General features: G+C 66.2%; 10 protein-coding genes. All 10 read left to right on the forward strand.

From position 1 onward, the window contains the following. Nucleotides 1–21: 21 nt before the first annotated feature. The 10 genes from CLV49_RS15640 (at nt 22) to whiA (ending at nt 14,511) form a co-directional block, all read left to right on the forward strand. A complete protein-coding gene (locus CLV49_RS15640) occupies nt 22–1,743 on the forward strand; it encodes a DUF885 domain-containing protein (RefSeq protein ID WP_106564365.1) in 1,722 nt (573 codons plus the stop codon). Nucleotides 1,744–1,948: 205 nt separating this feature from the next. Then, a complete protein-coding gene (gene rpsA, locus CLV49_RS15645) occupies nt 1,949–3,397 on the forward strand; it encodes a 30S ribosomal protein S1 (protein ID WP_106564366.1) in 1,449 nt (482 codons plus the stop codon). A gap of 236 nt (nt 3,398–3,633) precedes the next feature. Continuing rightward, nucleotides 3,634–4,290 (forward strand): TetR/AcrR family transcriptional regulator, encoded by a 657-nt coding sequence (locus CLV49_RS18385; RefSeq protein ID WP_158261996.1) that lies wholly within the window; start codon nt 3,634–3,636, stop codon nt 4,288–4,290. A 3-nt stretch (nt 4,291–4,293) separates the two neighbouring features. Further along, entirely contained in the window at nt 4,294–4,899 is a 606-nt protein-coding gene (gene coaE / locus CLV49_RS15655) for a dephospho-CoA kinase (RefSeq protein ID WP_106564368.1), read from the forward strand. Beyond that, nucleotides 4,896–5,507, forward strand: coding sequence for a pyroglutamyl-peptidase I (locus CLV49_RS15660; protein WP_106564369.1), 612 nt, complete (start codon nt 4,896–4,898; stop codon nt 5,505–5,507). Before coaE ends, CLV49_RS15660 begins: the two co-directional genes overlap by 4 nt. 47 nt (nt 5,508–5,554) lie before the next feature. Further along, the gene (gene uvrB, locus CLV49_RS15665; RefSeq protein ID WP_106564370.1) at nt 5,555–7,618 is read left to right on the forward strand and encodes an excinuclease ABC subunit UvrB; all 2,064 of its coding nucleotides are present in this window, start codon (nt 5,555–5,557) and stop codon (nt 7,616–7,618) included. 124 nt (nt 7,619–7,742) lie between these two features. Then, nucleotides 7,743–10,634 carry an excinuclease ABC subunit UvrA gene (gene uvrA, locus CLV49_RS15670; protein WP_106564371.1) on the forward strand — a complete coding sequence of 964 codons (2,892 nt, stop codon included), beginning with the start codon at nt 7,743–7,745 and terminating at the stop codon, nt 10,632–10,634. Nucleotides 10,635–10,636: 2 nt separating this feature from the next. Then, complete coding sequence (uvrC, locus tag CLV49_RS15675; protein ID WP_106564372.1) at nt 10,637–12,544, forward strand: excinuclease ABC subunit UvrC; 1,908 nt, start codon at nt 10,637–10,639, stop codon at nt 12,542–12,544. Between the two features lie 43 nt (nt 12,545–12,587). Continuing rightward, nucleotides 12,588–13,466 (forward strand): RNase adapter RapZ, encoded by an 879-nt coding sequence (rapZ, locus tag CLV49_RS15680; RefSeq protein WP_106564373.1) that lies wholly within the window; start codon nt 12,588–12,590, stop codon nt 13,464–13,466. 64 nt (nt 13,467–13,530) lie between these two features. After that, entirely contained in the window at nt 13,531–14,511 is a 981-nt protein-coding gene (whiA, locus tag CLV49_RS15685; RefSeq protein WP_106564374.1) for a DNA-binding protein WhiA, read from the forward strand. Nucleotides 14,512–14,639: the final 128 nt, after the last annotated feature.

Below are 14,639 nucleotides of genomic sequence, written 5' to 3' on the forward strand. Positions count from 1 at the left end.
TCGCGACATAGGCTCGCGAGCATGACTGAAAACGCATACACCTCCGGTCCCGAAGGAGTCGCGGCGGCGGGCGGCCAGCCCGAGCGCACCCCGACCGCGATCGACGCCGTGGCCGAGGAGTGGGTCACCACGCTCGCCGACCTCGAGCCCCGCCTCGCCGTCTGGATCGGCGGGATGCCCGACTCCGGCGGCTACGGCGATCTGTCGCCCGCCGGAGCAGAGGCTTACGCGTCCGCCGCTCGCCGGACGATCTCCGCCTTGGACGCCCTTGCTCCGTCTGACGCCGTCGACGAGGTCACGAAGTCGGACCTCCGCGACTCCCTCGCCCTCGATATCGAGGAGCACGAGGCCGGTCTGCACCTGCGCGACGTGAACGTGATCGCCTCGCCGGCGCAGGACATCCGCGAGGTCTTCGACCTCATGCCCACGTCGACGGTCGACGACTGGGAGATCGTGTCGACCCGTCTGGGCAATGTGGCCGGCGCCATCGACGGATACATCGAATCCCTCCGCGAAGGGATCCGGCGCGGGATCGTTCCGGCGAAGCGGCAGGTGCACGAGGTCTTCGAACAGGCGAAGAAGCTCGCCGACTCGGATGGATTCTTCGCGGGTCTCGCCGCCAACGCGTCACCGGACTCCGGTCAGCTGCCCGCGTCGCTCGCGAGCGAGCTGTCCAGCACCGCGGGGGAGGCGGCGGTCGCGTACCAGGAGCTCGCCGATTTCCTCGCTCACGAACTCGAGCCCGTCGCCGGGGAGAAGGACGCCGTCGGACGTGAGCTCTACGCGATCCAGTCGCGCAAGTTCCTCGGCGCGACGATCGATCTCGACGAGACGTACGAGTGGGGCATCGAGGAGCTCGCGCGGATGGTCGCCGAGCAGGAGTCGATCGCCCACCAGATCAAGCCGGGCGCCGGCGTGCTCGAGGCCATCGAGTTCCTCGACGGGGATCCGAGCCGGAAGCTCCATGGCACCGATGCGTTGCGCACGTGGATGCAGGAGACGAGCGACCGGGCCGTCGACGAGCTCTCCCGCTCGCACTTCGACATCCCCGATCCGATCAAGAGCCTCGAGTGCATGATCGCACCGACCCAAGAGGGAGGCATCTACTACACCGGCCCGTCCGACGACTTCACACGTCCAGGCCGCATGTGGTGGTCGGTTCCCGAGGGCGTCGAGGAGTTCGACACCTGGCGAGAGCTCACGACGGTCTACCACGAGGGCATCCCCGGTCACCACCTGCAGATCGGGCAGGCGGTCTACAACCGTGCGCTCCTCAACACCTGGCGTCGTCAACTCGCCGGTACCTCGGGCCACGCGGAGGGGTGGGCGCTCTACGCCGAACGTCTCATGCAGGAGCTCGGCTACCTCGACGACCCGGCTGATCGTCTCGGCATGCTCGACGGTCAGCGCATGCGAGCCGCTCGCGTCGTCCTCGACATCGGCGTGCACCTCGAGAAGCAGCTTCCCGACGGATCCGGCCAGTGGACGGCCGACTACGCATTCGATTTCATGGGTCGCAACGTCAACATGAACGCCGGCTTCGTGAAGTTCGAGGTCAACCGGTACCTCGGGTGGCCGGGACAGGCGCCCTCGTACAAGGTGGGTCAGCGAATCTGGGAGCAGATCCGCGACGAATCGAAGGAGCGCGAGGGCGACTCCTTCGACATGAAGACGTTCCACAAGCGGGCGCTCGACCTCGGGGGTGTCGGGCTCGACACCCTCCGCCGCACGCTCCTCGGCTGAGAGGCGGGCTGTTCACGCGATGGGACGTCGATCACGGTCGGCGTCCCATCCGTCTCTTCTTGGCAGACGACGCTTGGTCAGTGCCCCATGGAGTGTCTATGATGGAATGTCGCACTCGCGACGTCCTATCCGCCTGCCCGGCGCGAAACACATCACCACCATCCGTGCCAGGCCTGATATCCGTCCATACTGGAGCACCCACTACATGACAACCGCAACGACCGAAAAGGCAACCAAGCAGGTCGCTATCAACGACATCGGCTCTGCTGAAGACTTCCTTGCCGCGGTCGAGAAGACTCTGAAGTTCTTCAACGACGGTGACCTCATCGAAGGCACCGTAGTGAAGATCGACCGCGACGAGGTCCTCCTCGACGTGGGATACAAGACCGAGGGTGTCATCCCCTCGCGTGAACTTTCGATCAAGCACGACGTCGACCCCTCAGAGGTCGTCAAGGTCGGCGACAGCGTCGAAGCCCTCGTCCTCCAGAAGGAGGACAAGGAAGGTCGCCTGATCCTCTCCAAGAAGCGCGCTCAGTATGAGCGTGCATGGGGAGACGTCGAGAAGATCAAGGACGCCGACGGCGTCGTCACCGGATCCGTCATCGAGGTCGTCAAGGGCGGTCTCATCGTCGACATCGGACTCCGTGGCTTCCTTCCGGCCTCGCTCATCGAGCTCCGCCGCGTTCGCGACCTCACGCCGTACCTCGGCCAGGAGATCGAGGCGAAGATCCTCGAGCTCGACAAGAACCGCAACAACGTGGTGCTGTCGCGCCGTGCGCTGCTCGAGCAGACGCAGTCCGAGAGCCGCACGACCTTCCTCAACAACCTCCAGAAGGGACAGGTCCGTAAGGGCGTCGTCTCCTCGATCGTCAACTTCGGTGCCTTCGTGGACCTCGGCGGCGTCGACGGTCTCGTCCACGTCTCCGAGCTCAGCTGGAAGCACATCGAGCACGCGTCGGAGGTCGTCGAGGTCGGCCAGGAGGTCACCGTCGAGATCCTCGAGGTGGACCTCGATCGCGAGCGCGTGTCGCTCTCGCTCAAGGCCACCCAGGAGGACCCGTGGCAGGTCTTCGCCCGTACCCACGCGATCGGCCAGGTCGCCCCGGGCAAGGTCACGAAGCTCGTCCCGTTCGGTGCGTTCGTCCGCGTCGCGGATGGCATCGAGGGTCTCGTCCACATCTCCGAGCTCTCCGGCAAGCACGTCGAGCTCGCGGAGCAGGTCGTGTCGGTCGGCGAGGAGGTCTTCGTCAAGGTCATCGACATCGACCTCGAGCGTCGTCGCATCTCCCTCTCGCTGAAGCAGGCGAACGAGGGCGTCGACCCCGAGGGCACCGAGTTCGACCCGGCCCTCTACGGCATGCTCACCGAGTACGACGAGCAGGGGAACTACAAGTACCCCGAGGGCTTCGACTCGGAGACCAACGAGTGGAAGGAAGGCTTCGAGACCCAGCGCGAGAAGTGGGAGCAGGACTACGCTGCCGCACAGGGCCGCTGGGAAGCCCACAAGCGTCAGGTCGCTCAGGCGGCCGCCGAGGAGTCGTCCATCGACAGCTCCGCCGGCTCGACGTTCTCGAGCGAGTCGGCCGGCGCGGGTACCCTCGCCGACGACGAGTCGCTCGCCGCTCTTCGCGAGAAGCTCTCCAGCAACTCCTGAGTATCACCACCCGGTCGGATCCGTCCGGCCGGGTGGCACGAGAGGCCCGCGCGGCCCGGTCTCATCCGGGCTGCGCGGGCCTCTCGCCGTCCGGCGAGCGCAGTCCTGACCTCGTCGGCGGCGTGTCGCGCCGACGGGTCGAGGGGTCCGCTGATGCTAGGGTAAGCGTGTACTGCTGCCCATACCCCGAGGTTTCCGTGCTCACCACTCGAACCAACGAGAAGGACCTGAACGTAGTGAATGTTGACCCATTGCGACGGTTCCTCGCCCTCGACTACGCGGAGTCAGCCGACCTCCGCAACAGCCCGCAGCAGGAACGCAGCAGGCTGAGCCTCGAGACCATCCTCCGCGTATGCGGCGAGATCATCGACGAGACCGGCCACGCGGGAGTCACCACCGCTGAAGTCGCGAAGCGTGCAGAGATGGCCATCGGCACCGTCTACCGCTTCTTCCCCGATCGTGTCGCGCTCATGCTCGGCGTGTACGACTACATGACGAAGCGCTACGTCGAGATGTGCATCGAGGCGCTCTCGGCGGCGGAGCCCGCCACGTGGCAGCAGGCCTTCGACATCCTCACGGACACCAACGTCGTCGCGCGACGCACCGTACCGGGCTACCGGGCGACGCAGTACCGCGTCCTCGCGGACGAGGAGAGCCAAGAGAAGTACAACCTGCGCACGACCTCCTACATCGACGCCGTCGTGGGTCAGCTCGCCGCGTTCGACCTTCCGACCGACGAGGCGTGGACGGCTCGCGTCGCCGTCGCGATCGAGCTCTCGCGTTCCCTTCAGCGTCTCGCGTTCGACGCGGAGGCCGATGGCGACGAGTGGTTGCTCGACGAGGCGCGCACCGTCGCGATCACCTACCTCGAGACCCAGCTCGCGGCCCGCTGAGTCATGCGCGTCATCGCGCTCACCGGCGGCATCGCGTCGGGAAAGTCGACGATATCGTCGCGTCTGTCCCAGCTGGGCGCGTCGGTCGTCGACGCCGACCTGCTCTCTCGTGAGGCCGTCGACGCGGGGAGCCCCGGTCTCGCGGCGATCGCCGAACGCTTCGGCTCCGACGTCATCGCCGCTGACGGCTCGCTCGATCGGGCGGCTCTCGGATCCATCGTGTTCGCCGACGAGGCCGCGCGCAACGATCTGAACGCGATCGTCCACCCGGAGGTTCGGCGTCTCGCGGCGGAACGGCTCGCGACGATCGCGCGAAACGACCCGGACGCCATCGCTGTCTACGACGTCCCGCTCCTCGTCGAGACCGGCGTCGACCACGACTTCGATCTCGTCGTCGTGGCGGACGCCGACGCGGAGATCAGGACTCAGCGACTGATCTCGCTCCGGAACCTCGATCCGGTGGAGGCGCGACGCCGTGTCGTCGCCCAGGCCAGCGACGAGGAGCGACGTCGGATCGCCGACGTCCTCATCGACACGACCGGCTCGCTCGAGGAGACAGAGGCGCAGGTGGATTCCCTGTGGGCCGATCTCGTGGCGGGCCGTCGGTGACTCGCGTCCTGGTCACCGGCTTCGAGCCGTTCGGCGGGTCGACGGTGAACGCATCGGCAGAGGCAGTCGCCCTGCTTCCCGACAGGATCGGCGACGTCGACATCGTGCGTGCGACGCTTCCGTGCCTCTTCGATGAGGCGCCTCGTCGTCTCGCCCTCCTGATCCACGAGGTCTCGCCGGATCTCGTCGTGGCGGTGGGGGAGGCCGGTGGCCGGACGAGCGTGGACGTCGAGCGCGTGGCCGTCAACCTCGACGACGCGCGAATCCCCGACAACGCCGGGAGACAGCCGATCGATCGCGTGATCATCGACGACGCTCCCGTCGCGTACCTGTCCGGGCTCCCGGTCAAAGCGTGCGCGGCGGCCATCGACGAGGTGGGTGTCGCGTCGGGGGTGTCCAACACGGCCGGCACGTTCGTGTGCAACCACGTCTTCTTCGCCCTCATGCACATGCTCGAGGGTCAGCCGGAACGTCGAGGCGGCTTCGTCCACGTTCCCACCCTCGACCGTCTGTCGGCCGCGGCGTCGGCCACCGCTCTCGCGGCGGTGATCCGCTCTGCGGCTCGAACGACGGAGGACATCCGCGTGAGCCGCGGCGCGGAGTTCTGATCGCGCGACCCGGACCCGGTGTCGGTGGCGGGATTTAGAATGAAAGCATGCAACCGACACGCTCCGTGAACCCGTTCGAGGTCGTCAGCGAGTACAAGCCGAGCGGCGACCAGCCCGCGGCGATCGCCGAGCTCGCGGGTCGCATCAACGCGGGCGAGACCGACGTCGTCCTGCTCGGTGCCACGGGTACGGGAAAGTCGGCCACAACGGCGTGGCTCATCGAGGCCACGCAGCGGCCCACGCTGGTGCTCGCCCACAACAAGACCCTCGCTGCGCAGCTCGCGAACGAGTTCCGCGAGCTCATGCCCAACAACTCCGTCGAATACTTCGTCTCGTACTACGACTACTACCAGCCGGAGGCCTACGTCCCGCAGACGGACACCTTCATCGAGAAGGACTCGTCGATCAACTCGGAGGTCGAGCGTCTCCGCCACTCCACCACCAACTCGCTGCTCTCCCGCCGCGACGTCGTCGTCGTGTCGACGGTCTCGTGCATCTACGGACTCGGCGCGGCCGAAGAGTACTTGGATGCCATGGTGGCCCTGCACGTCGGTGACTCGGTGGGACGCGACCGCCTCATCCGCTCGTTCGTCGGGATGCAGTACAACCGCAATGACGTGGACTTCTCCCGTGGCAACTTCCGCGTCCGTGGCGACACGATCGAGATCATCCCCGTCTACGAGGAGCTCGCGATCCGCATCGAGATGTTCGGCGATGAGATCGAGGCGCTGTACGCCCTTCATCCGCTCACGGGAGATGTGGTGAAGAAGCTCGACGCCGTCTCCATCTTTCCGGCCACGCACTACGCAGCCAGCCCGGAGACGATGCAGCGGGCGATCGCAACCATCCAGGTGGAGCTCGAGGAGCGGCTGGCGGAGCTCGAGAAGCAGAACAAGCTCCTCGAGGCACAGCGGCTGCGTATGCGCACGACCTTCGACCTCGAGATGATGCAGCAGATCGGGTTCTGCTCGGGCATCGAGAACTATTCGCGGCACATCGACGGACGCGCGCCCGGCGAAGCACCGAACTGCCTCCTCGACTACTTCCCCGACGATTTCCTCGTCGTGATCGACGAGTCTCACGTCACGGTGCCGCAGATCGGGGCCATGTTCGAGGGAGACGCCTCCCGCAAACGCACTCTCGTCGAGCACGGTTTCCGGCTTCCGAGTGCCATGGACAACAGACCGTTGAAATGGGACGAGTTCAAGAGCCGTGTGGGTCAGACGGTCTACCTCTCGGCGACCCCAGGGCGGTACGAGATGGGGATCGCCGACGGCGTGGTGGAGCAGATCATCCGACCGACGGGCCTCGTCGATCCTCAGATCGTGGTCAAGCCGTCGAAGGGCCAGATCGACGATCTGCTGGAATCGATCGTGGAGCGCGCCGAGAAGGACGAGCGCGTCCTCGTGACCACTCTCACGAAGAAGATGGCCGAGGAACTCACCGACTTCCTCACGGAGGCTGGCGTACGCGTGCGTTACCTGCACTCGGACGTCGACACACTTCGTCGTGTGGAACTGCTCTCCGAACTCCGAGCCGGTGTATACGACGTGCTCGTCGGCATCAACCTCCTGCGTGAAGGACTCGACCTGCCGGAGGTCTCGCTCGTCGCCATCCTCGACGCGGACAAGGAGGGCTTCCTGCGCTCGTCGACCTCGCTCATCCAGACGATCGGGCGTGCGGCGCGAAACGTCTCGGGCGAGGTGCACATGTACGCCGACGTCATGACCGACTCGATGAAGCGCGCGATCGAGGAGACGGACAGGCGTCGCGACCGTCAGCTCGCATACAACGCCGAACACGGTATCGACCCCACTCCTCTGCGCAAGAAGATCGCCGACATCACCGGCATGCTGGCTCGCGAGGGGGAGGACACCGAACGGCTTCTGGCCGGGCGGGACGGCAAGAAGAAGAGCCCAACCCCCAACCTCCGCCGGGAGGGGCTCGCAGCCGAGGGCGCGAACGATCTCGAGTCGATCATCGCCGACCTGAACGCTCAGATGCTGTCAGCGGCGGCCGAGCTCAAATTCGAGCTCGCCGGTCGCCTCCGTGACGAGGTCGCCGAGCTCAAGCGGGAACTGCGCCAGATGGAGAAGGCTGGTCATATCTGACCGGTCGGCGGGCAGCGGATAAACCAGCGGCTCGCGGGGCGCGGAGTCTACCGCCGCACGCCTGTTCGCGGAGGGCGAGTGCTCGGCGGGACCCAGTGTCAGTGGGTCCCCGTAGACTTTCGAGGTGTCGATTTCCCCCGTAGAACAGAGCGCTCAGCTCAGCGTCCGTGGTGCCCGAGTGCACAATCTCCAGAACGTCGATCTCGACATCCCTCGTGATGCGCTCGTGGTCTTCACGGGCCTGTCAGGGTCCGGAAAGTCGTCCCTCGCGTTCGACACGATCTTCGCCGAAGGTCAGCGTCGATACGTCGAATCGCTGTCCGCCTACGCCCGGCAGTTCCTCGGGCAGGTGGACCGGCCGGACGTCGATTTCATCGAGGGTCTGAGTCCCGCCGTCTCGATCGATCAGAAGTCGACGAACCGTAACCCGCGGTCCACCGTCGGCACGATCACCGAGGTCTACGACTACATGCGCCTCCTGTGGGCGCGCGTCGGCATCCCGCATTGCCCGGTGTGCGGTGAGAAGATCCAGCGCCAGACGGTCCAGCAGATCGCCGACCAGCTCATGGAGCTCGAGGCCGGCACGCGATACATGGTCATGAGCCCCGTCGTCTCCCAGAAGAAGGGCGAGTTCGTCGACCTCTTCCAGGAGTTGTCGGCCAAAGGATATGCGAGAGCCGTCGTCGACGGCGAGACGATCCAGCTCAGCGAGCCGCCCACCCTCAAGAAGTCGTACAAGCACGACATCTCCGTCGTGGTCGACCGCCTCGTAGCCGGCCCCGATGCGCTGTCGCGGCTCACGGACTCGCTCGAGACCGCTCTCTCCCTCACCGACGGCGTGGTGCAGATCAACTTCGTGGACGAGGACGGACCGGACGGAACGGTCACGTATTCGGAGAAACTCTCCTGCCCGAACAACCACTCCATCCAGCTCACGGAGATCGAGCCCCGCACGTTCTCCTTCAATGCGCCGTTCGGCGCATGCCCCGAGTGCTCCGGTCTGGGCACGCGCATGGCTGTCGACGACGAGCTCCTCCTGGGAGACGAGACGCTCAGCCTCAACGAGGGCGTCATCGTCCCGTGGACCACGCAGGGCAAGGGTCTCTACCAGTACTACGAGAAGCTCCTCGACGGATTGTCTCGCGACCTCGACTTCTCCCTCGACACCCCGTGGAAAGACCTTCCCGAGCGTGTACGCGAGGCGGTTCTCCGCGGTGAGAACTTCAAGGTCAAGGTCAAGTGGCGCAATCGATACGGGCGCGAGATGAGCTACTCCTCGGGCTTCGAGGGGGTCATGCCCTACATCGAGCGTCAGTACCTGCAGGCCGAGACCGACGTGCAGCGGTCGCGCTGGTCCGAGTACCTCCGCGAGGTCCCGTGCCCCGTCTGCCAGGGGAAGCGCCTCAAGCCGGAGGTGCTCTCCGTCCTCATCCACGGCGAGAACATCGCCGACGTCTCGCTCCTGAGCCTCGAGGACGCCCGCTCGTTCATGGACCGTCTCGAGCTCACCGAGCGGGAGGCGAAGATCGCCGCTCAGGTGCTCCGCGAGATCAAGCTGCGACTGGACTTCCTCAACGAGGTGGGACTGGGCTACCTCGACCTGGCACGATCCGCCGGGTCCCTCTCGGGCGGGGAGGCTCAGCGCATCCGCCTGGCCACCCAGATCGGTTCCGGGCTCACGGGCGTGCTCTATGTGCTCGACGAACCGAGCATCGGTCTGCACCAGCGCGACAATCGGCGACTCATCGAGACGCTCGTGAAGCTTCGCGATCTCGGCAACACCCTGATCGTCGTCGAACACGACGAAGACACCATCCGGACGGCCGACTGGATCGTCGACATCGGACCTGGCGCTGGAGTGAACGGCGGCACGGTCGTGCACTCGGGTGACTACGAGTCCCTCGTCGCCGAGCGCAACTCCCTCACGGGCGACTACCTGTCGGGACGCAAGTCGATCGAGACGCCGTCGCGCCGTCGGGACGTCGACCCCGAGCGGATGATCTCCGTCGTCGGCGCTTCGGCCAACAACCTGCGCAACGTCACGGTGGACTTCCCCCTCGGTGTCTTCACGGCCGTCACCGGCGTCAGCGGATCGGGAAAGTCGTCTCTCGTGAACGACGTGCTCTACCGCGTCCTCGCGAACAAGCTCAACGGGGCGCGCAAGGTGCCGGCGAAGCACACGCGGGTGACGGGCCTCGAGCAGCTCGACAAGGTGATCCACGTCGACCAGGCGCCCATCGGCCGCACGCCCCGCTCGAACCCCGCCACCTACACCGGGGTCTTCGACAGGATCCGCACTCTCTTCTCGGAGACGGTGGAAGCGAAGACTAGGGGATACCAGCCCGGCCGATTCAGCTTCAACGTCAAGGGAGGCCGCTGCGAGGCCTGCTCGGGCGACGGCACGATCAAGATCGAGATGAACTTCCTGCCGGACGTATACGTCGCATGCGAGGTGTGCGGGGGAGCGCGGTACAACCGCGACACCCTCACGGTCCACTACAAGGGCAAGAACATCGCGGAAGTGCTCGACATGCCGATCGCCGAGGCTGCCGAGTTCTTCGAGCCGATCTCCTCGATCCACCGCTTCCTCAAGACCCTCGTCGACGTGGGACTCGGGTACGTCCGTCTCGGTCAGAGCGCCACGACCCTCTCCGGTGGAGAGGCTCAGCGCGTGAAACTCGCCACGGAACTCCAGCGGCGGACCAATGGGCGGAGCGTCTACGTTCTCGACGAGCCCACGACGGGACTGCACTTCGAGGACGTGCGCAAGCTCCTCCTTGTTCTCGGCAGCCTCGTCGACAAGGGCAACACGGTCATCGTCATCGAGCACAACCTCGACGTGATCAAGTCCGCAGACTGGCTCATCGACATGGGCCCGGAGGGTGGCGCCGGAGGTGGCCGGGTGCTCGCGGTCGGCACCCCGGAGAAGCTCGCATCGGTCAAGAAGAGCCACACGGGTGTGTTCCTCAAGGAGATCTTCGACGCCGAGCGGAACCTCACGCGCAAGGCCGGCTGAGAATGGCGGATCCGCGCAGCTATCGGCCGAAGGCCGGTGAGATCCCCACAGAGCCGGGTGTCTACAGGTTCACGGGGGAGGGGGGGCGCGTCCTCTACGTCGGCAAGGCGAAGAACCTCCGAGCACGGTTGTCGAACTACTTCGCTCCGTTGCACACCCTGCACGAGCGCACCCGTCGTATGGTCACATCCGCGACGGGTGTCGTCTGGACAGTGGTCGGCTCCGACATCGAAGCCCTGCAGCTCGAATACACCTGGATCAAGGAGTTCGATCCGCCGTTCAACGTCAAGTTCCGAGACGACAAGACCTACCCGTTCATGGCGATCACGCTCGGGGACGAAGCTCCGCGCGTCATGGTCACGCGGAACACGCGTATCCGTGGCGCGAAGTACTTCGGGCCCTACCCGAAGATCTGGGCAGTCCACGACACCATCGACCTGATGGTCAAGGCGTTTCCCATCCGCACGTGCTCGGACTCGAGCTACAAGCGGGCGATGCAGTCGGGACGTCCCTGTTTCCCCGGACAGATCGGACGTTGTGGCGGACCCTGTTCCGGACGCGTGACGATCGAGGAGCATCGCGCCATCGTCGATGACTTCGTGGCGTTCATGTCCGGTCACGATCGCCGTTTCGTGACGGATGCGACCAAGAAGATGAAGGCGGCGGCGGAGCGACAGGACTACGAGGCGGCTGCACGTTATCGGGACCGTCTGCTCGCTCTCGAAGCCGTGCTCGAGAAGAGCGCCGTCGTCCTCGCGGACCGCGTCGACGCCGACGTCTTCGGCTTCGAGCACGACGAGCTCTCGGCCGCTGTTCAGCAATTCATCGTGCGCGGCGGGCGCATCAGGGGCGTGCGCTCCTGGACCGTCGACAAGGAGCTCGACATGGAGACCCCTGAGCTCGTCGAGCAGACACTGCTGCGCGTGTACGCCGACGCCGGGCGCGAGACGATCCCGAAGGAGATCTACGTCCCGGCGCTTCCAGACGATCTCGACGAGATGGAGGCGCTGCTCGGAGAGCGGCGCGGACGCGGCAAGGTGAAGGTACAGGTCCCACGGCGGGGCGAGAAGGTCGCATTGATGGACACCGCGATCGTGAACGCGAAGCATTCGCTGCAGCTCTACAAGATGCGTCGGAGTGGCGACTTCGTTGCACGATCGAACGCTTTGGGCGACATCCGGGAGGCGCTCGACATGGACGAGGCCCCCCTCCGCATAGAGTGCTACGACGTCTCTCATCTCTCGGGGACGAACATCGTGGCGTCGATGGTCGTGTTCGAGGACGGGCTGCCCCGCAAGGACCAGTACCGACGCTTCTCGATCGCCTCGTCGACGGACGACACGGACTCGATCTACCAGGTCCTCACCCGTCGACTCGCGTACTTGAGAGGGACCCCCGACCCTGACGAGCCCGCCGAGACGCCCGATCCGCTCACGGACGGCGAGGTCGAGGCCGTCGCGAAGCCGAAGAAGTTCGCCTATCCGCCACAGCTCCTCCTCGTCGACGGTGGTGTACCGCAGGTCACCGCGGCGCAGCGGGCGCTGGAGGAGTCGGGCGTCGAGGGCATCACCCTCGCCGGGATCGCGAAGCGACTGGAGGAGATCTGGACTCCGGACAGCGACTACCCGGTGATCCTGCCTCGCGGCAGTGAAGCCCTGTTCCTCATCCAGCGTGTGCGCGACGAGGCCCACCGGTTCGCGATCAGCTACCAACGGCAGAGACGTCGCCGCGACATCTCCTCGGTCCTCGGTGAGATCCCCGGTCTCGGACCGTCGCGAGTCAAGCAGCTCCTCACGGCCTTCGGCTCCGTATCGAGGCTGAAATCCGCGACGCCCGATCAGATCGCCGAGGTCAAGGGCATCGGTTCACAGCTCGCCGCGGCCGTCCACGAGCGGCTGAGGAGTGACTAGGCTGGAGCACGTCCGGCGCGCGGTGGACAGGAACGAGGTGAGGATGGCCGAGGACGCTCCGTCACCCCAGCAGGTACTCGTCGTCACCGGGATGTCCGGCGCCGGCCGCTCCACGGCGGCGAACGTGCTCGAGGACCTCGACTGGTACGTCGTCGACAACCTGCCGCCTCAGATGCTCAGGCCACTGACGGACCTCGCATCGCGTGCAGAAGGAGCCATCCCGAAGATCGCCGCGGTCGTCGACGTGCGTGGTCGAGACTTCTTCGCGGCGCTCCAGGACATCGTCCAGAGCATGCGTGACGGATCGCACGTGCGGATACTGTTCCTCGACGCATCGGACGCCGCCCTCGTCCGGCGATTCGAGGCCGTCCGCCGACCGCACCCGTTGCAGGGCTCCGGCACGATCATCGACGGGATCCGCATCGAGCGCGGACGTCTCGCGGCGATCCGGGAGTCGAGCGACATCGTCATCGACACGTCGGACTTCAACATCCACCAGCTCGCCACCAAGATCAGGGCGTTGTTCTCGGATGACAGCGCGCCGTCGCTCCACCTCACCGTCATGAGCTTCGGATTTAAGTACGGTCTGCCTCCCGATGCCGACCTCGTGGCCGACGCGCGCTTCCTGCCGAACCCGTTCTGGGTCCCGGAGCTGAAGCCGTTGACCGGCCTCGACGAGGCCGTCAGCGACTACGTGCTCAGTCGCGAGGGAGCGACGGACTTCCTCGACCACTATCTCGAAGCCCTTGTCCCCGTGCTCGACGGGTACCAGCGCGAGAACAAGCGCCACGCGGTCGTCGCGCTCGGATGCACGGGCGGCAAGCACCGCTCGGTCGCGATGACGGAGTATCTGGCCGCGCGGCTCGGAGATCTCGACGGCGTGGCCGTCACCCTGAACCATCGCGATCTCGGTCGCGAATAGCGGGGCACCACCTCTCCGGAACGCGACACACGCCGACCCGAACACGACACACGAAGGACGAAGATTGGCCCTCACGACGGACGTCAAAGCGGAGCTCACCCGAGTACAGGAAGCACGTACGTCCGTACGTGCGGCCGAGCTCGCGTCGATCCTCCGCTTCAGCGGAGGGCTCCACGTCATCTCCGGCCGCATCGCTATCGAGTCTGAGCTCGAGACGCCAGAGCTCGCGACGCGGGTCCGGCGCGACCTCGCTGAGCTCTACGGCATGCGGAGTGAGGGGTCGGTCGTCTCACCGTCCGGATCGCGGAGGACCCCGTACTACCTCGTCCGTGTCATCGACGGCGGCGAGACCCTCGCCCGTCAGACCGGTCTGCTCGACGCCCGACGGCGACCCGTCAGAGGGCTGCCGAACCGTCTCACGACCGGTTCGCGCGACGAGATCGCGGCCGTGTGGCGGGGAGCGTTCCTCGCGGCAGGCTCACTCACCGATCCGGGGCGTTCCTCGGCGCTCGAGGTGACCTGTCCAGGCAACGAGTCGGCGATGGCGCTCGTGGGCGCGGCCGGCCGCCTGGGGGTGACGGCGAAGGCGCGAGAGGTGCGCGGTGTCAACCGGGTGGTGATCCGCGACGGCGAGGCGATCAGTGCGATGCTCTCGCTGATGGGTGCTGCCGAGACCGTCGCCTCCTGGGAGGCGATGCGCCAGCGGCGCGAGGTCCGCGCGACGGCCAACCGGCTCGTCAACTTCGACGATGCCAACCTGCGTCGCTCGGCGCAGGCCGCCGTCGCCGCCTGTGCGCGGGTCGAGCGGGCGATGGACATCCTCGCCGACGACGTGCCGGAGCATCTCGCGTACGCCGGCCGGCTCCGGCTCGCGCATCGCGACGCGAGCCTCGACGAGCTCGGACATCACGCCGACCCGCCGATGACGAAGGACGCCATCGCCGGTCGGATACGCCGATTGCTCGCGATGGCGGACAAGAAGGCGTCGGACCTGGGTCTTCCGGGGACGTCGGCCAACCTGCCTCCGGACCTCGACGACCTCTGATCGGGCCATCGGGATCGGGCCGACCACCGGCCGTCGCACCGCGGCCCGATCGATGCAATCCGGGGCGACGGCATGACGCGCGAGAGTAGACTCGACGTGTCGCTCAAAGGCCCTTCGCCGACTCGGGT

This window comes from Labedella gwakjiensis (assembly GCF_003014675.1).
Lineage (GTDB): Bacteria > Actinomycetota > Actinomycetes > Actinomycetales > Microbacteriaceae > Labedella > Labedella gwakjiensis.